Consider the following 21,178-nt stretch of genomic DNA (forward strand, 5'->3'; position numbering starts at 1 on the left):
TCATGTCCACCGTCATCCACAAACCCAGCCCATTTCAGCGCCTGATGCCTTTGCTCAAAGGATTTGATGGTCCCTTGGCGTTTGGCATTTTCTTGTTGGCGTGTGCGGGTTTGTTGACCATGTATTCGTCAGGTTTTGCCAACGGTGCGCGCTTTTTTGACCATGGCCGCAACATGCTGATTGCCGGTTTCATCATGTTTGTGGTGGCCCAAATTCCGCCACAGCGTTTGATGGCGTTTGCGGTTCCGCTCTACACCGTGGGCGTGGCTCTGCTGGTGGCGGTGGCGCTGTTTGGCTTGACCAAAAAGGGCGCACGGCGCTGGCTCAATGTGGGCGTGGTCATTCAGCCCAGCGAGATCATGAAAATTGCGATGCCGCTGATGCTGGCCTGGTGGTTTCAAAAGCGCGAAGGTCAGTTGCGCCCACTCGACTTTTTGGTGGCGGGATTGCTGCTGATCGTGCCTGTGGCCCTGATCGTGCGTCAGCCTGATTTGGGAACTGCCATTTTGGTGTTGTCTGCTGGCATGGCCGTGATTTTCTTTGCAGGTTTGAGCTGGTGGCTGATCGTGCCGCCCATCCTCATGGGGGTGGTGGGCGTGGGCTTGGTGGTGTTCTTTGAACCCACCTTGTGCGCTGATGGTTTCCGTTGGCCCATCCTGCATGACTACCAGCAACAACGTATTTGTACCTTGCTAGACCCGTCGCGAGACCCCTTGGGTAAAGGATTTCACATCATCCAAGGCATGATTGCCATTGGTTCTGGCGGCTTCTGGGGCAAAGGCTTCATGCAAGGCACCCAAACCCATTTGGACTTCATCCCAGAGCGCACCACTGACTTTGTGTTTGCTGCGTTTGGTGAAGAGTTTGGCTTGATCGGCAACTTGATGCTGATCGCTGCCTTCATCTTTTTGATTCTGCGCGGCTTGGCCATTGCGGTGGAAGGCCCCACCTTGTTTGCCCGTTTGTTGGCCGGTAGCGTGACCTTGAGCCTCTTTATCTACGCGTTTGTGAATATGGGCATGGTCAGCGGCATGCTGCCTGTGGTGGGTGTGCCATTGCCCTTCATCAGCTACGGCGGCACCGCCATGGTGACGCTGGGGTTGGGCTTAGGGATATTGATGTCGGTGGCCAAGGCCAAACAGTTGGTGCAGTCATAATTCCTGCATGATTTCACGCGAACCTACCCTTGAGCGATTGGCCATTGCCCGTCAACTGTTGTTAGAGCCTTTCGGTTTGGACGAAACCGACTTGGCCAAAACATTGGCCGAAATCAAAGCGCACAAGGTCGACGAAGCCGATTTGTACTTTCAATACACCCGTGCCGAAGGCTGGAGTTTGGAAGAGGGCATTGTCAAGACAGGTTCTTTCAGCATCGACCAAGGCGTAGGCGTGCGCGCCGTGAGCGGCGAAAAAACGGCTTTTGCTTATTCCGACGATATTTCCAAAGCCTCCTTGATGGACGCAGCACGCACCGTGCGCACGATTGGCGCCGCGGCCAAAGGTGGCCGTGTCAAAGTGCCCACGCGCAAGGTGGCGTCTAGCCGTTCTTTGTATGGTGGCTTGGACCCGATTTCTTCGCTCAACAGCACTGAAAAAGTTGAACTGTTGGGCCGCGTTGAACAAATGGCCCGCGCCAAAGACCCACGCATCATTCAAGTCATGGCTGGTTTGGCTAGCGAGTACGACGTGGTGATGGTGGTGCGTGCCGATGGCACCTTGGCCGCTGATGTGCGCCCCCTCGTGCGCCTGAGCGTGACCGTGATTGCTGAACAAAATGGCCGTCGCGAAGTGGGCTCCGCTGGTGGCGGTGGCCGCTTTGGTTTAGACCATTTCGATGATGCGCTGGCGCAAAGCTATGTAGACGAAGCCGTGCAACTCGCACTCACCAACCTCGATGCGCGCCCAGCCCCTGCGGGCGAGATGAGCGTGGTGTTGGGCCCAGGTTGGCCCGGCATCTTGTTGCACGAAGCGATTGGCCACGGCTTGGAAGGCGACTTCAACCGCAAAGGCTCAAGCGCATTCAGCGGCCGCATTGGCCAACGCGTGGCCGCCAAAGGCGTGACCGTGTTGGATGACGGCACCATTCCTGACCGTCGTGGCTCACTCAATGTGGACGACGAAGGCAACCCCAGCCAACGCAATGTGTTGATTGAGGATGGCATCTTGAAGGGCTACATCCAAGACAGCATGAATGCCCGCTTGATGGGTGTAAAGCCCACAGGCAATGGCCGTCGCGAAAGCTACGCGCACGTGCCCATGCCACGTATGACCAACACGTATATGTTGGGCGGCGACAAATCACCCGAAGAAATTGTGTCGAGCTTGAAGAAGGGCTTGTACGCCGTGAACTTCGGCGGTGGTCAAGTGGACATCACCTCGGGCAAATTTGTGTTCTCGACCAGCCAAGCGTTTTGGGTGGAGAACGGCAAGATTCAATACCCCGTCAAAGGTGCGACCTTGGTGGGCAACGGACCCGATGCTTTGACGCGTGTGAGCTTGATTGGCAACGACATGAAGCTCGACCCCGGTGTCGGTACGTGCGGCAAAGAAGGCCAAAGCGTGCCTGTGGGTGTGGGTCAACCGACTTTGCGTATTGATGGTTTGACTGTGGGTGGAACGGCATAAATGCCGTGGGCGGAACAGCCCAAGCGTCTCGCGTAAACCCTAGCCACTTGTCAGCAAACTGCCAGAATCTCTGTGCTACATTCCAACTCATGAATTCAGCCCGTTTTTATTTTGCTTACTTTTTTATCTCACGCCCCCACGGCGGTCGAGAGATCTGAACGTAGCCCAAACGCTCTGAACTCCCAAACCAACCGCCGGACCCCCGGCGGTTTTTTTTTGCCGAATTCTTAAATCATTTTTTCAAACTTCAGGACGAGACCATGAAAACGAACACCAGTTATCCAAGCCACGTTGAAAACACAAGTCAAACCGACGATCAACGTATCAAGGACATCACCGTGCTGCCTCCTCCCGAACATTTGATTCGCTTCTTCCCCATTCAGGGTACGCCCGTGGAGAAGCTGATCACCAAGACCCGCAAAACCATTCACAACATCATGCACGGCACAGATGACCGCCTGCTGGTGGTGATTGGTCCATGCTCTATCCATGATCCTGCTGCCGCGATTGACTACGCGCGTCGCTTGCAACCGCTGCGCGAAAAATACGCCGACACCTTGGAAATCGTGATGCGCGTGTACTTCGAAAAACCACGCACCACCGTGGGCTGGAAGGGCTTGATCAACGACCCGTACTTGGACGAGAGCTACCGCATCGACGAAGGCCTGCGCATTGCACGCCAGTTGCTGATTGAAATCAACCGCCTCGGCTTGCCTGCGGGCAGCGAGTTTTTGGATGCCATCAGCCCGCAATACATTGGCGACTTGATTTCGTGGGGCGCGATTGGGGCGCGCACGACAGAGAGCCAAGTGCATCGCGAATTGGCCTCGGGTATTTCTGCACCCATCGGTTTCAAGAACGGCACCGATGGCAACATCAAAATTGCGACCGATGCGATCCAAGCCGCTGCTGGCGCGCACCACTTCTTGTCGGTGCATAAAAACGGCCAAGTGGCGATTGTGCAAACCAAGGGCAACAAAGACTGCCACGTGATTTTGCGCGGCGGTAAAACGCCGAACTACGACGCCGTCAGCGTGACTGCCGCTTGCGAAGAATTGGCCAAAGCCAAGTTGCCTGCCTCATTGATGGTGGACTGCAGCCACGCCAACAGCAGCAAGCAACACGAGCGTCAGCTGGTGGTGGCGAAAGACATTGCCGATCAAATCAGCGGTGGTTCAAACCAAGTGTTTGGCGTGATGATTGAAAGCCACATTTTGGGTGGCGCTCAAAAGTTCACGCCAGGCAAAGACGATGTGTCTCAACTGGAATACGGCAAGAGCATCACCGACGCGTGCTTGGATTGGAATGACTCGGTCGCTTCGTTGGACGTGTTGTCTGAGGCTGTGGCAGCGCGTCGCAAGCGCGCTTAAGGGGCTTGGGCGAGGTCATCCGTGGCCTCGCCAAGTAGGTTGCCAGTGAGCTTAGCCAGCCAAGGCAGCGAGCAGTTTGGCGTGAATGCCACCAAACCCGCCATTGCTCATGCACAGCACATGGTCGCCCGCTTGCGCAGCGGCGACCACTTGGGCAATGACCGCATCGATCGAGCCTGCGACACAAGCGCGCGCGCCCATGGGGGCCAACGCTTCTACGGCATCCCAATCTAAGCCGCCCGAGTGGCAAAACGCGAGATCCGCGTATTCCAAGCTCCAAGGCAGTTGTGATTTCATCGTGCCCAGTTTCATCGTGTTGCTGCGTGGTTCAAACACCGCCAAGATGCGTGCGTTCGGGCCCACTTTGCGGCGCAGACCATCGACGGTGGTGCGAATGGCGGTGGGGTGATGGGCGAAGTCGTCGTACACCGTGATGTCACCACCGGCGCGCGGCACAGTGCCGCGCACTTCCATGCGACGGCGTACGTTTTGGAATTCAGTCAACGAAGCAGCCGCTTGCGCGGGTGTCACGCCCAAGTGTTCGGCAGCTGCGATGGCGGCCAAGGCGTTGAGTTGGTTGTGCACGCCGGTGATGTCCCATTGCACGCGCCCCACCTCTTTGCCGTGGTGCAGCACTGCAAAGTTGTCGGGCTCACCTTGCACGGACCAACCGTCTGCGCCTGTTGCGTTGGCACTCCCGCCAAATTTGGCCACGCCGCTCCAGCAACCTTGGTCCAACACGCGTTGCAAGCTGTCTTCATCGGCGTTGACCACCACACGACCGCTGCCGGGCACAGTGCGCACCAAGTGGTGGAACTGACGCTCGATGGCGGCGAGGTTGTCAAAGATGTCGGCGTGGTCAAACTCAAGGTTGTTCAAGATGGCCGTGCGCGGGTGGTAATGCACAAATTTGCTGCGCTTGTCGAAGAAGGCGGTGTCGTACTCGTCGGCTTCAATCACGAAGGGTGTGCGTTTGTGGGTGGCTACGTCGGCTTCTGAGCTCAAACGACCCAAACGAGCCGACACGCCAAAGTTCATGGGCACGCCGCCGACCAAAAAGCCGGGCTCCAAGCCAGCCGCTTGAAGAATCCAAGCCAGCATAGATGTGGTGGTGGTTTTGCCGTGGGTGCCCGCGACTGCCAAAACGTGGCGAGGCTGGCTGGGGTGGTGCAACACATGTTCAGCCAGCCATTGGGGGCCACTGGTGTAGGTGGCGCCGCTTTCCAAAATGGCTTCCATTAGCGGGAATTTGGGTGAACCGTCGGCCAAGCGGGCGCGTGACACGACGTTGCCAATCACGTACACATCGGGTTTCAAAGCCATTTGGTCGGCATCAAAACCTTCAATCAGCTCAATTCCTAAGGCGCGGAGTTGGTCGCTCATGGGCGGGTAGACACCCGCATCGCAACCTGTCACCTTGTGGCCCGCTTCACGCGCCAACGCAGCCAGTCCACCCATGAACGTGCCGCAAATTCCTAAAATATGTATATGCATCCACCCATTTTAGGAGGGTGTTTCGGGCTAGCTTGAGCGAGTCGGTGTGGGTGGCCCCACAATCGCGTCTATATGAATACGGTTCAAGAAGAAATTGCAGCCACGGCGGCGCGCATGGTCGTGGAAGAAGGGCTTGAGTACGGGCCCGCCAAACGCCGCGCGGTCAAGCAACTGGGCTTGAATGCACGTGCGCAGCTGCCGAACAACGACCAAGTCGAAGACGCCGTGCGTGAGTATTTGGACTTGTTTTGTGCCGACACCCAGCCTGCCGAGCTTGCCGCTTTGCGTGAGCTCGCCATCGTGTGGATGGAGCGCATGGCAGCTTTCCGTCCTCACTTGGGCGGGGCCGTGTGGCGCGGTACGGCCACCGGTTTGTCTGACATTTATCTACAGTTGTTTTGCGATGACTCCAAATCAGCTGAAATTAGCCTCATTGACCACAATGTGCGCTACGAGGTCAGCACGGTTCAAGGCTTCCAGGGGGAGGCGGTGGATGCGTTGAGCATCTTGAGCAGTTGCCCAAGCCTGTCCCAAAAAGTCTTGGTGCATCTGATGATTTACGACTTGGACGACTTGCGCGGCGCCTTGAAACCAGATGCCAAAGGCCTTTCTCAGCGCGGTGATTTGTCTGCATTAAAAAGCTTAATGAAGGACGTTGAATGATTTTTAAAACAAATAGGCGTACTGCGATGTTTGCAGGCGTTGCGGCTTTGGCCGGATTGGCAGGGGCTGGTATTGCTTGGAAACGTCACGCACCACGTGCGTTGGCACCAGATGCCATGCAGGCACTTTGGTCATCTGAGTTCACGATGCCTTCTGGTGAGTCTTTGCTGATGTCTAGTTTGAAGGGACGACCTTTGGTTCTTAACTTCTGGGCCACGTGGTGTCCGCCATGTGTTGAAGAAATGCCGTTAATTGATGCGTTCTTTCGTCAAAATAAACAATATGGCTGGCAGGTGGTGGGTCTGGCCATTGACCAACCCAGTCGCGTCAAGCAATTTCTCAACCAATTTCCAGTGGATTACAGCATCGGCCTCGCGGGGCTAAATGGCACAGAATTAGGGAAGATGCTGGGAAATGAACAAAGTAGCCTGCCTTTTACGGTCGTTTTAGATGGCCAAGGTGCACTTTTACAACGCAAATTGGGCAAATTGACACCAGAAGATATCAAAAACTGGACGATCTAATGCCCTACGGTGTGTTGTCGGCTTGCAAATTGGTGTAAATTAGCGTGTTATTTACAACAAATAAGGTGTAGTTATGGATTTGCGAAAACTCAAGACGTTGATTGACCTGGTCTCCGATTCCAATGTGTCTGAACTTGAAATCACTGAAGCAGAAGGCACGGTCCGTATCGTCAAGAGTGCGCCAGCCCCTGTGGCCATGGTGACGCAAATGGCTGCGCCTGTTGCCGTTGCGGCGCCTGTGGCGGCTGCACCTGCTGCAGCGCCTGCACCTGTGGTGGAAGCTGCACCTGCTGGTCACACGGTCAAGTCGCCCATGGTGGGCACGTTCTACCGTTCTTCTAGCCCTGGCGCCAAGTCATTTGCCGAAGTGGGCCAGCAAGTCAAAGAAGGCGACACCATCTGCATCATTGAAGCCATGAAGATCTTGAATGAGATCGAAGCAGACAAGTCCGGCACCATCACCAAGATCTTGGCTGAAAACGGCCAAGCAGTGGAATACGGCGCACCCCTGTTCATCATTGAATAACAGGCGGGCTTCCCATGTTTAAAAAAATCCTGATCGCCAACCGTGGCGAAATCGCGCTGCGCATTCAACGCGCCTGCCGCGAGCTGGGTGTCAAAGCGGTGATGGTGTATTCCGAAGCCGACCGCGACGCCAAATACGTCAAGTTGGCCGACGAAGCTGTTTGTATTGGCCCAGCGGCTTCGACGCTGAGCTATCTGAACATGCCTGCCATCATTGCAGCCGCTGAAGTGACGGACTCTGAGGCCATTCATCCTGGCTACGGTTTCTTAAGCGAAAACGCTGACTTTGCGGAGCGCGTTGAAAAAAGCGGCTTCCAGTTCATTGGCCCCACCGCTGAATCTATCCGCATCATGGGCGACAAAGTGTCGGCCAAGCAATCCATGATCAAAGCGGGCGTGCCTTGCGTGCCGGGCTCTGAAGGCGAGTTGCCTGACGATCCTGCCGCGATCAAGCGCATTGCGAAGAGCGTGGGTTACCCCGTCATCATCAAAGCCGCTGGCGGTGGTGGTGGTCGTGGCATGCGCGTGGTGCACACCGAAGCTGCTTTGATTAACGCGGTGGCGATGACCAAAGCCGAAGCGGGCACTGCCTTTGGCAACCCTGCTGTGTACATGGAGAAATACCTCCAAAACCCACGCCACATCGAAATTCAAATCTTGGCTGACAAGCACAAGAACGCGGTGTACTTGGGCGAGCGCGATTGCTCGATGCAACGTCGTCACCAAAAAGTGATTGAAGAAGCACCAGCACCCGGCATTCCACGCAAGTTGATCGAGAAGATCGGTGAGCGTTGCGCGGCGGCTTGTAAAAAGATCAACTACCGCGGTGCCGGCACGTTTGAGTTTTTGTACGAAAACGGCGAGTTCTATTTCATTGAAATGAACACCCGCGTGCAGGTGGAACACCCCGTGACGGAATACATCACTGGCGTGGACATCGTGAAAACACAAATCATGGTGGCCGCAGGTTTGAAGTTGCCTTTCGCGCAGCGCGACATCGAAGTGCGTGGCCACTCGATCGAATGCCGTATCAACGCGGAAGATCCGTTCAAGTTCATCCCATCACCTGGCCGCATCACCATGTGGCATGCCCCTGGCGGCCCCGGTGTGCGCGTGGACTCACACATTTACACCAACTACTACGTGCCGCCAAACTACGACTCGATGATCGGCAAAATCATCGTGCACGGTGACACCCGTGACGAAGCGTTGGCACGCATGCGCACCGCCTTGGCTGAGACATTGGTGGAAGGCATCAACACCAACATCCCTCTGCACCGCGAGTTGATGGTGGACGCCAAGTTCATGGCCGGTGGCACCAACATTCACTACTTGGAAGAGTGGCTCGCTGCTCACAAGCGCTGATGTTTGAACTGCGACTGATGTGCCCCGAAGACAGCGTCGAAGCTGTCTGCGAGGCACTGGATGCACTCGACGCTTTGAGTGTGTCCGTCGAAGACGTCGATGCCCAAACCGATGCCGAGCAAGCCTTGTTTGGCGAACCCGGCATGCCGCCCCCCAAAGAAGGTTGGAAGCGCTCGCGCATCGTGGCCTTGTTTGCCGAGGAGTCTGTGGCCAAAGACGCATCGCGGTTGTTGGCCTTGCAAGACTTCTTTGCTGGCAGCGAAGTGTTGGGTATTCAGCCCGTGGCTGACCAAGACTGGGTGCGTTTGACGCAGTCGCAATTTGCGCCTGTGGAAATCACGTCTGAGTTTTGGATTGTTCCCACATGGCATGAGCCACCTGAGCAAGCGAAAAAAGTCATTCGCCTAGACCCCGGTCTGGCATTTGGCACAGGCACGCACCCCACCACACGCATGTGTTTGCGTTGGATTGCCACGCACGATGTGGCCAACCAACGTGTGCTCGATTACGGTTGCGGCTCTGGCATTTTGGCCATTGGTGCGGCTTTGCATGGCGCAAGCACGATTGATGCGGTCGATATTGACGATGCGGCTGTCACGGCCACCGTTCTCAATGCTGACGCGAACAATGTGCGCTTGAATGCGGGCTTGCCTGACAAAGCCACAGGCCATTACCAAACTGTGTTGGCCAACATCTTGGCGACACCGCTCAAAGTGTTGGCACCGCTGCTGCGCAGCCACGTGGCTGCTGGCGGCAACTTGGTGTTGGCGGGCATCCTTGAGCGACAAGCTCAAGAACTCAAAGACGCTTACGCGCCGTATTGCACCTTGCAAGTGAGCGACTCTGAAGACGGCTGGATTTTGATGACCGCCCACTGCTGATGCAAATCACCCACTGCCCCCAATGCGAGACCGCCTTCAAGGTGTCGCCCCAACAGCTTGAGCTGGCCAAAGGGTGGGTGCGGTGTGGTCGTTGTTCGCATGTGTTTGAGGCGGCGCTGCATTTTGAGACGCCGCCAGATATTCCAGTCGCACCGCTGCCCAATGCCGAGGCACCTTCGTTGTTTCGTGCTGCAATGTCACCTGCGGTTGTTGCGAACGAAGTGAAGCCTTCGGTTCAAGCGGCACAAGCTGACGATACAGACGCTGCACTGCCCTTGAAATGGGTCATCAGCGCGGGCGTGTTGGTGCTCGCATTGCTGATGCAGTTGTTGGTGGCACAACGCAATTGGTTGGCTGCCGAAGAACCCGCTTTGCGCCCCCTGCTGTCAGCCATGTGCGCCTGCGAAGTCACTTGGCCCCGTGAGCCCGATGCCGTCCTGATTGAAAGCAGCAGCTTCACCGAAAACCCAGACGGTGGCTATATCGTTCAGTTGCGTTTGAAGAACACGCAACACCATGCTGTGGCCATGCCTGCTTTGGAGTTAAGTCTGACCGACTTGCAAGACCAAGTCTTGGTGCGTCGCGTGTTCACGGCTGACGAGCTGTCGGCCAAAGACCACGTGCAAGCTTTGCGCGATGTGCGTTCAACCCTGAATTTTGATTTGGACGACAAGGTCAGCAAGCGCATCACAGGTTTCCGCGCTCTCGTTTTTTATCCTTAACGTTTTTCTTCTTTAATTTTCGAAAGTAGTTTTTATGGCATCGCTGATTTGCGGCTCGCTCGCGTTCGACTCCATCATGAGCTTTGAAGGCCGATTTGCTGAGCAAATATTGCCTGACCAACTGCACATCTTGAATGTGTCGTTCTTGGTGCCGGCCTTACGCCGTGACTTTGGTGGCTGCGCGGGCAACATTGCCTACAGTTTGAAAGCTTTGGGCGGCACACCGTTGCCCATGGCCACTTTGGGCACAGATGCTGCCGATTACTTGCAGCGCTTGGAAACTTTGGGCATTTCCACCGAGTTCGTGCGCCAAGTGTCAGACACGTACACCGCACAAGCGATGATCATGACCGACCGTGACAACAACCAAATCACGGCATTCCACCCTGGCGCCATGATGCAAGCGCACATCACGCAGATTGAAAAGCGCTCCGACATCAAGCTGGCCATCATTTCGCCCGATGGCCGTGATGCCATGGTGCAGCACGCTGAGCAGCTCAAAGCCGCAGACATTCCTTTTGTGTTCGATCCAGGCCAAGGCCTGCCCATGTTTGATGGCGCTGATTTGTCGCGCTTCATCGACCAAGCCACTTGGGTCACCGTGAACGACTACGAAGGCAAGATGCTGAGTGACCGCACAGGCTTGAGCCATGCAGACATTTCACGCCGCGTACAAGGCCTGATCGTCACATTGGGTGCCGAAGGCTGTGAAGTGTGGGTCGATGGCGAAAAAACCCTTGTGCCGCCTGTCAAAGCCGCTGCGGTGGTGGACCCCACGGGTTGTGGCGATGCATGGCGCGGTGCGTTGTTGTTTGGCTTGGAGCAAGGTTGGTCACTGGCCAAGTGCGCTGCTTTGGGTAACCAAGTGGGCGCACTCAAAATTGCGCAACGCGGTCCCCAAAACTACTCTGTCGAAGGTTTGACCATTGCGTAAAAGGTGAGGCGCTGTTCGCGCCTTAACCGACCAAGGCTGACCATTCGGCTTTGACACAAGCAGCTGCGTTGATCCGCAGCTGTTTTCGTTTGGAAGTCTGCCCACGGACCAGTTCGATATCGCGCTTGGCAACGCCCAATGCGTCTGCGAGCCAGGCGATGAGCGCCAAATTGGCTTTGCCATCTACGGGGGGCGCATGCAAACGCACACGCAATGCGCCATCGTGAGAGCCGTCAGCCTGTGTGCGCGAGGCGTTGGGAATGACGTGGATGTCCACGATCACTGCACCTGTTTTTTCCAAGCGAAGGTAAGAGGTGGCAGGTAGGTTCATGAGCGAGGGATGAAGAAAAAGCCCGAAACCTTGCGGTATCGGGCTTGAGCTAACGGTCAACCGTTGCCTTGATCAATACAGATTAAGGCTTGCTAGCTGTTGGGAAAGGCCAAGCAGCTTGCGGGTTTAACGTTGTCTGTGCGTGGGCAGCGGGTGCTTTCGCAGCTTTCTTTGCAGCAGGCTTTTTAGCGGCTTTTTTCGCAGCTGGTTTTTTGGCAGCAGGCTTTTTAGCAGCTGTTTTCTTTGCTACTTTTTTAGCGGCTGTTTTTTTGGCAGCAGGCTTTTTAGCGGCAGCTTTTTTAACGGCTGGCTTCTTAGCTGCTACTTTCTTAGCTGCTGGCTTTTTGGCCGCAACTTTTTTGGCAGCAGGCTTCTTAGCTGCTACTTTTTTAGCTGCTGGCTTTTTAGCTGCAACTTTTTTGGCAGCAGGCTTCTTAGCCGCTACTTTTTTAGCTGCTGGCTTTTTGGCCGCGACAGCTTTCTTTGCAGGGGCTTTTTTAACAGCCGATTTTTTTGCAGTTGCCATTTTCTGTTCTCCTAGATCGAATTTAGATCATTGGGTGAAAAACACTTCGCACGGTTTTTTGTGTGCAAAGCGATTCATGGCGCTGGACCCGGGTCCAACCCCATGAACAGGGTGCGTCCACCACCACACCTCGTGAGCGGGTGTTTGTAGTTGTGGTGGACAAATTGGGTGACATGTGTGTGTTTAAGCCATCAATCCCAGGAAAGAGCACCACCAGATTGGTACTCGATCACACGGGTTTCAAAGAAGTTACGTTCTTTCTTGAGGTCGATCATCTCGCTCATCCAAGGGAACGGGTTTTCTTCATTGGGGAACAGGGCTTCCAAACCGATTTGCGTGGCGCGGCGGTTGGCGATGTAGCGCAAGTAACCTTTGAACATGGATGCGTTCAAGCCCAACACGCCACGTGGCATGGTGTCTTCTGCATAACGGTATTCGAGTTCAACGGCTTGCATGAACAAGGCTTTGATTTCTTCTTTGAACTCGGCTGTCCACAGTTGTGGGTTTTCGAGTTTGATCTGGTTGATCAAATCAATGCCAAAGTTGCAGTGCATGGACTCATCACGCAAGATGTATTGGTACTGCTCTGCAGCGCCTGTCATTTTGTTTTGGCGACCCAAGGCCAAGATTTGCGTGAAGCCCACGTAGAAGAACAAGCCTTCCATCAAGCAAGCGAACACGATCAGCGACTTCAAGAGTGTTTGGTCGGTTTGCAGTGTGCCGGTGTGGAAGTTGGGGTCCATGATCGCGTCGATGAACGGAATCAAGAACTCGTCTTTGTCGCGGATGGATTTGACTTCGTGGTACGCGTTGAAGATCTCGCCTTCGTCCAAGCCCAAAGACTCGACGATGTATTGGTAGGCGTGTGTGTGAATCGCTTCTTCAAACGCTTGGCGCAACAAGAACTGGCGGCACTCAGGCGCGGTGATGTGGCGGTAAGTGCCCAACACGATGTTGTTGGCAGCCAATGAGTCAGCCGTCACGAAGAAGCCGAGGTTGCGCATGATCAAACGGCGCTCGTCATCGGTCAAACCATTTGGGTCTTTCCACAAAGCGATGTCGCGTGTCATGTTCACTTCTTGCGGCATCCAGTGGTTGGCGCAAGTGGCGAGGTATTTTTCCCAAGCCCATTTGTATTTGAAAGGCACCAACTGGTTGACGTCGGTTTGACCGTTGATGATGCGCTTGTCCGCTGCGGTGACACGGCGTGTGCTACTGGCTGCAGCTGAAGCCGCAGGTGCAACAGGTGCAGTTGCACCATCATTCAAAGTGCGGGTAGCCGCAACAGGCTGCATGGCAGGTGTCGCAGAAAGAGGTGGGAGTTCCATCGAGCGGTTGGGTAAACCGCTTGCAAGAGGTGATGGCGATGAGGGCTTGACTTCTTCGTCCCAGGTCAGCATAAAAAATTATCCAATGTGTGAATTATGAATGCAACGAAGACAAACGCAAAGCATTCGTGAACTTCGTTGCAAGTTTTTGTTGTATCACTGACACGATTCGCAGGTGGGGTCATCCACGCCGCAGAATTTAATGTCGGTGGCGGGGATGGCATTCATCTGCGCTTGCGCTGCAGCGGCGGCTGCTTCGAGCGCGCTCATGCCACCTGCTGCTGGGCCTGAAGACACAGCGTTGTGTGAACCGGCTTGCACGGTTGATTTTTCAACTTGTTGTGCGCTGGATGTGCGGAGGTAGTACGTGGTCTTCAAGCCGCGCAACCAAGCGAGCTTGTAGGTCTCGTCGAGCTTCTTGCCAGACGCGCCCGCCATGTAGATGTTGAGCGACTGTGCTTGGTCAATCCACTTTTGGCGACGCGATGCCGCTTCGACCAACCAAGTGGCTTCCACTTCAAATGCGGTGGCGTACAAGGCTTTGATTTCTTGTGGCACGCGGTCGATGGCGCGCAAAGAGCCGTCAAAGTGTTTCAAGTCCATCACCATCACGTCGTCCCACAAGCCAAGGCGCTTCAAGTCATGCACCAAGTAGTGGTTGATGACCGTGAATTCGCCGGACAAGTTGGACTTGACCGACAAGTTGCCAAAACAAGGCTCGATCGAAGCGTCCACGCCAATGATGTTGGAGATGGTCGCTGTTGGGGCGATGGCCACGCAGTTGGAGTTGCGCATGCCGTCTTTGGCGATCTTGGCGCGCAGGGCGTCCCAATCCATGGTCTTGCTGCGGTCCACTTCGAGGTAGCCGCCGCGTGCTTGGGCCAGCATGTCGAGTGAGTCGATGGGCAAGATGCCTTTGTCCCACAACGAGCCTTTGTAGCTGGCGTATTGGCCGCGTTCTTTGGCCAACTCTGACGACGCCCAGTAAGCGTAGTAGCAAACGGCTTCCATGGAGCGGTCAGCGAACTCGACCGCTGCTTGTGAAGCGTAAGGCACGCGCATTTCGTACAAGCTGTCTTGGAAGGCCATGATGCCCATGCCCACAGGGCGGTGACGCAGGTTGGAGTCGCGCGCTTTTTTGACCGCGTAGTAGTTGATGTCGATCACGTTGTCGAGCATGCGCATGGCCACTTTGATCGTGCGCTTGAGTTTGTCGTGGTCGAGTTCTTTGCCGTTAGGGCCGTCTTTCAAGTGTTGAGACAGGTTGACGGAGCCCAAGTTACACACCGCAGTTTCGGTGTCACTGGTGTTCAGCGTGATCTCGGTACACAGGTTAGACGAGTGCACCACGCCCACGTGTTGTTGGGGTGAACGCACGTTGCATGGGTCTTTGAAGGTGATCCATGGGTGGCCTGTTTCAAACAACATGGTGAGCATCTTGCGCCACATGTCGGTGGCTTGCACGGTTTTGCTGGGCTTGATTTCGCCGCGCTTGGCTTTGGCTTCGTAGGCCACGTAAGCTGTTTCGAAGGCCGCACCGAACAAATCGTGCAAATCAGGCACATCAGAAGGCGAGAACAAGGTCCACTCGCCTTTTTCCATCACGCGACGCATGAACAAGTCGGGGATCCAGTTGGCGGTGTTCATGTCGTGCGTGCGGCGACGGTCGTCACCGGTGTTCTTGCGCAGTTCTAAGAACTCTTCGATGTCCAAGTGCCATGTTTCGAGGTAGGTACACACAGCGCCTTTGCGCTTGCCGCCTTGGTTCACCGCCACAGCGGTGTCGTTGACGACCTTCAAAAATGGCACCACGCCTTGTGATTCGCCGTTGGTGCCCTTGATGTGGCTGCCCAAAGCGCGCACGCGGGTCCAGTCGTTGCCCAAGCCGCCAGCAAATTTGGACAGCAAGGCGTTTTCTTTGATCAACTCGTAAATGCCGTCCAAGTGGTCAGGCACGGTGGACAAGTAGCAGCTGGAGAGCTGTGAACGCAAGGTGCCGCTGTTGAAAAGGGTGGGCGTGCTCGACATGAAGTCGAACGACGACAGCACTTCGTAGAACTCAATGGCGCGAGCTTCGCGGTCCACTTCGTTCAACGACAGGCCCATGGCCACGCGCATGAAGAACGCTTGTGGCAATTCGATGCGGGTCTTGCGCACGTGCAAGAAGTAGCGGTCATACAGAGTTTGCAGGCCGAGGTAATCAAACTTCAAGTCACGGTCTGCTTTGAGGGCGGCGCCCAAGCGTGGCAGGTCAAACTGCAACATGGCTGCGTCGAGCAAGTCGTTGTCCACGCCTTTTTGGATGAACTGAGGGAAGTACTCGGCGTAGTGCTGGCCCATGTCGGCGTGCAGCACTTCTTTGCCCAACACTTCTTTGGCGATGGTGTGCATCAACAAGCGAGCGGTGGCGTAGGTGTAGTCGGGGTCTTTCTCGATCAATGTGCGCGTGGCCAAGATGGCGGCCTTGTAGACCTCGTCCATGGGGACGCCGTCGTACAGGTTGCGCATGGTTTCCGCCATGATGGGATCGGGTTTGACGTCAGCGCCCAAGCCAGCGCATGAGTCGTTGATCAGACGCTGCAGGTTGTGCATGTCCAACGCCACGCGTTGGCCGTTGTCGATCACGTGCAATGCAGGGGCTGCAGGTGTTTGCTCTTCTTTGATGTGCGCACGTTCTTGGTTGCGACGCTCGCGGTACAACACATAAGCACGGGCAATTTCATGGTGACCGCCACGCATCAGACCCAATTCAACTTGGTCTTGCACGTCTTCGATGTGGAAAGTGCCGCCGCCTGGGCGTGAGCGCATCAACGCGCGGACCACCGCTTGTGTCAGCGCCTCAACCATTTCGCGAACGCTTGCCGATGCTGCGCCTTGTGTGCCGTGCACCGCCAAAAAGGCCTTCATCATGGCGACGGCAATCTTGGCGGGTTCGAATGGCACCACAGCGCCGTTGCGGCGAATGATTTGGTAATGCGCCAACATGGTTGGGTTCTCGGTGGCTGCGCGGTCGTGCGCGACAGACGGGTTACCCATAGGGCTTGCGTGCACAGAGGTCTCAGCTGTTTGCATGTCTTTTTTCTTCCTGGTGAGCGGTTCGATAGTGCGTACAAAAAGCGGTGCCGCGACCGCTTTTGTGAAATTCAGGTTGACACTATATCTGGTGTTTGGCGGGTTGCCAATACGCTACAGGTAGTGTTTTGATGGGAAATGCTTACATTTGAAAATGTCACAAATGCTTGGTGCGTCATGCACGCTTTTGGACCCCCGTTGCAGATCAATATCGACGGGAATTTGTTATCAAAATCGAGTGCTGGCGCTGCATTGCAAGTTATTTCCCGCGCTAATGCGCATGGGGTCTAGACGCGTCATTCAAATGCACAAGCACTGTGCAAAAAAACTTTTTTTTGAGAGATGACGAAAAGTTAATTTTTCGTGGGAAAACTGTTCGCAGACCAGCCCAAAGACTGCTGCAAAAGTTGCCAATCAAACCCTGCGCCGGGGTCTTGTTTGCGCGTCGGCGCCACGTGTTCATGGCCTGCGATGTGATGCAACGTGTAATGTTGTGCGATGGCGGCGCACACGCTGCTGAGCGTTTCGTACTGAAGGGCTTCAAAGGTGTGACCTTCTAAGCCTTCGAGTTCAATGCCAATCGAAAAATCATTGCAGTTGTCACGCCCTTGGTAGTGAGAGCGGCCTGCGTGCCACGCGCGGTCGTCGCAGCTGACGAACTGAATGAGTGCGCCATCACGGCGAATCACAAAGTGCGCGGATACCTCAGCGCCACGAATGTGTTGGAAGTAGGGATGCGCATCCCAATCCAGCGTGTTGGTGAACAACGCTTCAATTTCAGGGCCCCCGTAAACACCTGGCGGCAGGCTGATGGAGTGCACCACCACCAAGTCAATCGAGGTGTTTGCGGGGCGGGGTCCAAAGTTGGGCGAGGGCGTGTGCTTGGCAAAGCGATACCAGCCATCGCGCCACAGGGCGGTCATGGGCTCAGCCTTCATGGCTGTCGCGGTGCGCAGCGCTGCAGTACAGGCCGTGCGAGCCACGAATGGCATCGTCTTCTGGCACATGGGTGCCGCAGTGGGCGCAGGGCACCATCACTTGTGGGCCTGACTTTTTGCTTGACGGTTGGTCTGGCTTTCGCTGCTGGCGAATCCACCAGATGCCAGCCAAGACGATGAGCAGCAATACGAGGTACTTCATGTCACGCGCCCCAAAACCACTTCCAGCACAAAGCGTGAGCCCGCATAGCCCAGCAGCAACAGGCCTGTGCCGATGTAGAGGACACGCACCGCTTTGCGGCCACGCCAACCAAAGCGACTGCGGCCCACCAGCAGCACCGCAAAGGTGAGCCACGACAGCATCGAGAACACCGTTTTGTGGTCCCACCGCCAAGCGGCTTGTGCGCCATACAGGCTATCGCCAAACAGCCAGCCTGCGGCCAAGGTGGCGGTCAGCAACACAAAACCAGCCGTCACAAAACGAAAGGTCAAACGTTCCAACGTGAGCAAAGGCAAGCCCACATGAGAGTCAGCGCCCATGCGCATGTTCTTTTCAGCTCGCGTCATCAACCAAGCGTGCACCACGGCGGCGGCAAACAAGCCGTAAGAGGCAACGCCTAATGCCAAGTGCAGTGGCAGCCAAGGCGATGTTTGTGTGTGCAGCGCCGTGCCAGGAAATGCCGCGGCCAGCAACACGACGGCGGCACCCACGATCGACAGCGTCCAGCGTGTGCGCAGTTGGGGAAACCAATGCTGTTCCAGCACATAAAACGTGAGCATCAGCCAAGCTGTGACCGACAGCGCAGGCGCAAACCCAAAGCGCAAACCGCCATCTTGCGGCGCAAACAAGGCAAATACCAGCCCCAGACCATGCAAAGCCCAAGGCACGCTCAAGAGGCGGTGCCCCATGTTGGCGGCCACGCGTGGGCCGATGAGTGCCGTCAATGCGTAAGCGGCTGCTGTGGGCAGTGCGAGCCAAAGGTTGAGCGGGATGTCGCTGGCTAAAATCATGGCAACAGTTTAGCGTTTCGCTACACACAGAAAACCAGCCCTTCAAAGGGGTTTATATGGCCTCAGCCCTTACCGACAAACTCTCGCGCCTCGTCAAACACATCAGCGGACAGGCCCGCATCACCGAAAGCAACGTGGCCGACATGTTGCGCGAGGTGCGCATGGCCTTGCTTGAGGCTGATGTGGCGCTGCCCGTGGTGCGCGACTTCATTGCCCGCGTCAAAGAAAAAGCCCTTGGCCAAGAAGTGATTGGCTCCTTGCAGCCAGGCCAAGCCTTGGTGGCCATCGTCAACCAAGAGTTGGCCGCCACCATGGGCGAAGGTGTGAGCGACTTGAACCTCGCCGCCCAGCCGCCCGCCGTGATTTTGATGGCTGGTTTGCAAGGCGCAGGTAAAACCACCACCACTGCCAAACTGGCGCGTTGGCTCATCAACCAACGCAAGAAAAAAGTGCTGACTGTTTCAGGCGACGTGTACCGCCCGGCTGCCATTGAGCAGCTCAAAACCGTCACCGCACAAGCGGGCGCCGAATGGTTCCCCAGCACGCCCGACCAAAAGCCAGCCGACATCGCTCGCGCTGCGTTGGATTACGCACGCAAGCACTACTTTGATGTGCTGCTGGTCGACACCGCCGGTCGCTTGGCGATTGACGAAGCCTTGATGGCAGAAATTAAAGATCTGCACAGCGTGTTGAACCCTGTTGAAACCTTGTTTGTGGTGGACGCCATGCAAGGTCAAGACGCCATCAACACCGCCAAGGCCTTCAGCGATGCGCTGCCTTTGACCGGCATTGTGTTGACCAAGCTCGATGGCGATTCACGCGGTGGTGCCGCTTTGTCGGTGCGCCAAATCACCGGTGCGCCCATCAAGTTTGCGGGCACCAGTGAGAAGCTGGATGGCTTGGAGCTGTTCGATGCCAATCGCCATGCCGGCCGCGTGCTGGGCATGGGCGATATCTTGGCCTTGGTCGAGCAAGTCACCGCCGGTGTGGACATGGCGGCGGCGCAAAAGCTGGCCGAGAAGGTCAAGCGTGGCGATGCGTTTGACTTGAACGACTTCCTCGCGCAAATTCAGCAAATGCGCTCCATGGGTGGTTTGTCCAACATCATGGACAAATTACCTTCGCAAATGGCAGCCAAAGCTGGTCAAGTGGACATGGACAAAGCCGAGAAAGACATTGGCCGCAAGCAAGGCATCATCCACAGCATGACGCCACTCGAGCGCCGCAAGCCCGACCTCATCAAAGCCACGCGCAAGCGCCGCATCGCCGCAGGTGCGGGCGTGCAAGTGCAAGATGTGAACCGCTTGCTCAAAGAGTTTGAACAAATGCAAACCATGATGAAGAAGATGAGCGGCGGCGGCATGATGAAGATGATGAAAAAACTCGGCGGTATGAAGGGCATGGGCGGTATGGGGGGCGGCGGCTTCCCAGGCATGCGCTGAAGCTTTCGCGCTCCAAACAAAAAGCCCTGAAGCCTCGCGGCCTCAGGGCTTTTTCAATGGCTGACGAAAGTGGGTGTTAAGCCGACTCTTTCACAAACACCTCTCCGCGCAGCGAATGCGGGTTGGCTTCGGTGATCTTCACGTCAATCAGTTGGTTCATCAGGCGCTCAGGGTTGGGGCCGCCTTTGAAATTGACGATGCGGTTGCACTCGGTGCGGGCGCGCAGTTCAGTGGCGTCTTTCTTCGAGTAACCATCCACCAACACACGTTGCACGGTGCCCACGCGCTGCACGTTGATGTCGCGCATGTTGTCTTCGATGATCTTTTGCACTTCTTGCAAGCGGCGCAGTTTCACCTCGTGTGGGGTGTCATCGTGCAGGTTGGCCGCAGGCGTGCCTGGGCGGGGGCTGAAGATGAAGCTGAACGAGTTGTCAAAGTACACATCGTGCATGAGCTTGATGAGCTTTTGGTGGTCCTCTTCGGTCTCGCCGGGGAAGCCCACGATGAAGTCTGAGCTCATGGCCATGTCAGGGCGAATGGCGCGCAGTTTTTTGACTGTGCTCTTGTATTCCATGGCGGTATAGCCGCGCTTCATGGCCATCAAAATGCGGTCACTGCCGTGCTGCACAGGCAAGTGCAAGTGGCTCACCAGTTGAGGCACCTTGGCGTACACATCAATCAGGCGTTGCGTGAACTCGTTGGGGTGGCTGGTGGTGTAGCGGATGCGTTCGATGCCAGGAATCTCGGCCACGTACTCGATGAGCAACGCGAAGTCTGCAATCTCAGACGTACCGCCCATGGCGCCGCGGTAAGCGTTGACGTTTTGCCCCAAGAGCGTGACTTCTTTCACGCCTTGTGCGGCCAAGCCCGCCACTTCGACCAACACGTCGTCAAACGGACGGCTCACTTCTTCGCCACGGGTGTAGGGCACCACGCAGTAGCTGCAATATTTGCTGCAGCCTTCCATGATGCTCACATAGGCGCTGCCGCCTTCGACACGGGCAGGGGGCAGATGGTCGAACTTTTCGATTTCGGGGAAGCTGATGTCGACTTGTGGCTTAGCCAAGCGTTCGCGTTGGTTGAGCAGCTCAGGCAAACGGTGCAGCGTTTGGGGGCCAAACACCACGTCCACATAGGGCGCGCGGGCAATGATGGTGTCGCCTTCTTGGCTGGCCACGCAGCCGCCCACGGCAATCTTGACGCCCTTGGCTTTCAAGTGCTGGATGCGGCCCAGGTCGGAGAACACTTTTTCTTGGGCCTTTTCACGCACCGAGCAGGTGTTGAAGACGATCAGGTCGGCCAGTTCGGGATCGTCGGTTTTTTCGTAGCCCTGTGCTTCGCCCAGCACGTCGACCATCTTGTCCGAGTCGTACTCGTTCATTTGGCAACCGAAGGTTTTGATAAAGACTTTGCGGCTCATGCGAGAG

20 protein-coding genes are annotated in these 21,178 nt (G+C 56.0%); 11 read left to right on the top strand and 9 right to left on the bottom strand.

Features of this window, described 5'->3' with window-relative positions:
• Window positions 1–2: 2 nt before the first annotated feature.
• From rodA to B9Z44_RS09430, 3 genes are all read left to right on the top strand, one after another.
• Entirely contained in the window at window positions 3–1,157 is a 1,155-nt protein-coding gene (rodA, locus tag B9Z44_RS09420) for a rod shape-determining protein RodA (RefSeq protein WP_108359755.1), read from the top strand.
• Between the two features lie 7 nt (window positions 1,158–1,164).
• A complete protein-coding gene (gene tldD / locus B9Z44_RS09425) occupies window positions 1,165–2,625 on the top strand; it encodes a metalloprotease TldD (RefSeq protein ID WP_108402290.1) in 1,461 nt (486 codons plus the stop codon).
• Window positions 2,626–2,885: 260 nt separating this feature from the next.
• Complete coding sequence (locus tag B9Z44_RS09430; RefSeq protein WP_108402291.1) at window positions 2,886–3,995, top strand: 3-deoxy-7-phosphoheptulonate synthase; 1,110 nt, start codon at window positions 2,886–2,888, stop codon at window positions 3,993–3,995.
• Window positions 3,996–4,046: 51 nt separating this feature from the next.
• Here B9Z44_RS09430 and mpl read toward each other — a convergent pair whose 3' ends face one another.
• A complete protein-coding gene (gene mpl, locus B9Z44_RS09435; RefSeq protein ID WP_108402292.1) occupies window positions 4,047–5,489 on the bottom strand; it encodes a UDP-N-acetylmuramate:L-alanyl-gamma-D-glutamyl-meso-diaminopimelate ligase in 1,443 nt (480 codons plus the stop codon).
• A 72-nt stretch (window positions 5,490–5,561) separates the two neighbouring features.
• Here mpl and B9Z44_RS09440 point away from each other — a divergent pair, with 72 nt between their 5' ends.
• From B9Z44_RS09440 to B9Z44_RS09470, 7 genes are all read left to right on the top strand, one after another.
• Window positions 5,562–6,152, top strand: a complete 591-nt coding sequence (locus tag B9Z44_RS09440; protein WP_108359751.1) for a hypothetical protein — start codon at window positions 5,562–5,564, stop codon at window positions 6,150–6,152.
• A complete protein-coding gene (locus tag B9Z44_RS09445) occupies window positions 6,149–6,676 on the top strand; it encodes a TlpA family protein disulfide reductase (RefSeq protein ID WP_108359750.1) in 528 nt (175 codons plus the stop codon). Before B9Z44_RS09440 ends, B9Z44_RS09445 begins: the two co-directional genes overlap by 4 nt.
• Window positions 6,677–6,749: 73 nt before the next feature.
• Window positions 6,750–7,202, top strand: coding sequence for an acetyl-CoA carboxylase biotin carboxyl carrier protein (accB, locus tag B9Z44_RS09450; RefSeq protein WP_108359749.1), 453 nt, complete (start codon window positions 6,750–6,752; stop codon window positions 7,200–7,202).
• 14 nt (window positions 7,203–7,216) lie between these two features.
• Window positions 7,217–8,566: an acetyl-CoA carboxylase biotin carboxylase subunit gene (accC, locus tag B9Z44_RS09455; RefSeq protein ID WP_108359748.1), complete on the top strand. Its 1,350-nt coding sequence runs from the start codon at window positions 7,217–7,219 to the stop codon at window positions 8,564–8,566.
• The gene (gene prmA / locus B9Z44_RS09460) at window positions 8,566–9,447 is read left to right on the top strand and encodes a 50S ribosomal protein L11 methyltransferase (protein WP_108402293.1); all 882 of its coding nucleotides are present in this window, start codon (window positions 8,566–8,568) and stop codon (window positions 9,445–9,447) included. The genes accC and prmA overlap by 1 nt, the downstream gene beginning before the upstream one ends.
• On the top strand, window positions 9,447–10,169 hold the full coding sequence (locus B9Z44_RS09465; protein ID WP_108402878.1) for a zinc-ribbon and DUF3426 domain-containing protein: 723 nt from the start codon (window positions 9,447–9,449) through the stop codon (window positions 10,167–10,169). The genes prmA and B9Z44_RS09465 overlap by 1 nt, the downstream gene beginning before the upstream one ends.
• 34 nt (window positions 10,170–10,203) lie before the next feature.
• Complete coding sequence (locus tag B9Z44_RS09470) at window positions 10,204–11,103, top strand: carbohydrate kinase family protein (RefSeq protein WP_108359745.1); 900 nt, start codon at window positions 10,204–10,206, stop codon at window positions 11,101–11,103.
• Window positions 11,104–11,125: 22 nt separating this feature from the next.
• Here B9Z44_RS09470 and B9Z44_RS09475 read toward each other — a convergent pair whose 3' ends face one another.
• The 7 genes from B9Z44_RS09475 to B9Z44_RS09505 all read right to left on the bottom strand — a co-directional run bounded on the left by B9Z44_RS09475 (window position 11,126) and on the right by B9Z44_RS09505 (window position 18,309).
• On the bottom strand, window positions 11,126–11,434 hold the full coding sequence (locus tag B9Z44_RS09475; protein ID WP_108359744.1) for a DUF167 domain-containing protein: 309 nt from the start codon (window positions 11,432–11,434) through the stop codon (window positions 11,126–11,128).
• Window positions 11,435–11,516: 82 nt separating this feature from the next.
• Window positions 11,517–11,960, bottom strand: a complete 444-nt coding sequence (locus tag B9Z44_RS09480) for a histone H1-like DNA-binding protein (protein ID WP_108402294.1) — start codon at window positions 11,958–11,960, stop codon at window positions 11,517–11,519.
• Between the two features lie 191 nt (window positions 11,961–12,151).
• Window positions 12,152–13,360, bottom strand: a complete 1,209-nt coding sequence (locus tag B9Z44_RS09485) for a ribonucleotide-diphosphate reductase subunit beta (protein ID WP_108359742.1) — start codon at window positions 13,358–13,360, stop codon at window positions 12,152–12,154.
• 84 nt (window positions 13,361–13,444) lie between these two features.
• Entirely contained in the window at window positions 13,445–16,360 is a 2,916-nt protein-coding gene (locus B9Z44_RS09490; protein WP_108359741.1) for a ribonucleoside-diphosphate reductase subunit alpha, read from the bottom strand.
• 353 nt (window positions 16,361–16,713) lie between these two features.
• Entirely contained in the window at window positions 16,714–17,298 is a 585-nt protein-coding gene (ampD, locus tag B9Z44_RS09495) for a 1,6-anhydro-N-acetylmuramyl-L-alanine amidase AmpD (RefSeq protein ID WP_108402295.1), read from the bottom strand.
• Window positions 17,288–17,500 (bottom strand): PP0621 family protein, encoded by a 213-nt coding sequence (locus B9Z44_RS09500; protein WP_108402296.1) that lies wholly within the window; start codon window positions 17,498–17,500, stop codon window positions 17,288–17,290. The genes ampD and B9Z44_RS09500 overlap by 11 nt, the downstream gene beginning before the upstream one ends.
• Window positions 17,497–18,309, bottom strand: a complete 813-nt coding sequence (locus B9Z44_RS09505; protein ID WP_108402297.1) for a cytochrome C assembly family protein — start codon at window positions 18,307–18,309, stop codon at window positions 17,497–17,499. Before B9Z44_RS09505 ends, B9Z44_RS09500 begins: the two co-directional genes overlap by 4 nt.
• Window positions 18,310–18,365: 56 nt before the next feature.
• On the opposite strand from B9Z44_RS09505, the gene ffh reads away from it, so the two are divergent.
• Window positions 18,366–19,751 carry a signal recognition particle protein gene (gene ffh / locus B9Z44_RS09510; protein WP_108402298.1) on the top strand — a complete coding sequence of 462 codons (1,386 nt, stop codon included), beginning with the start codon at window positions 18,366–18,368 and terminating at the stop codon, window positions 19,749–19,751.
• A 76-nt stretch (window positions 19,752–19,827) separates the two neighbouring features.
• On the opposite strand, the gene miaB is transcribed toward ffh, so the two are convergent.
• A complete protein-coding gene (gene miaB / locus B9Z44_RS09515) occupies window positions 19,828–21,171 on the bottom strand; it encodes a tRNA (N6-isopentenyl adenosine(37)-C2)-methylthiotransferase MiaB (RefSeq protein WP_108402299.1) in 1,344 nt (447 codons plus the stop codon).
• Between the last annotated feature and the right edge of the window lie 7 nt (window positions 21,172–21,178).

Source organism: Limnohabitans curvus (genome assembly GCF_003063475.1).
GTDB classification, from domain to species: domain Bacteria; phylum Pseudomonadota; class Gammaproteobacteria; order Burkholderiales; family Burkholderiaceae_C; genus Limnohabitans; species Limnohabitans curvus.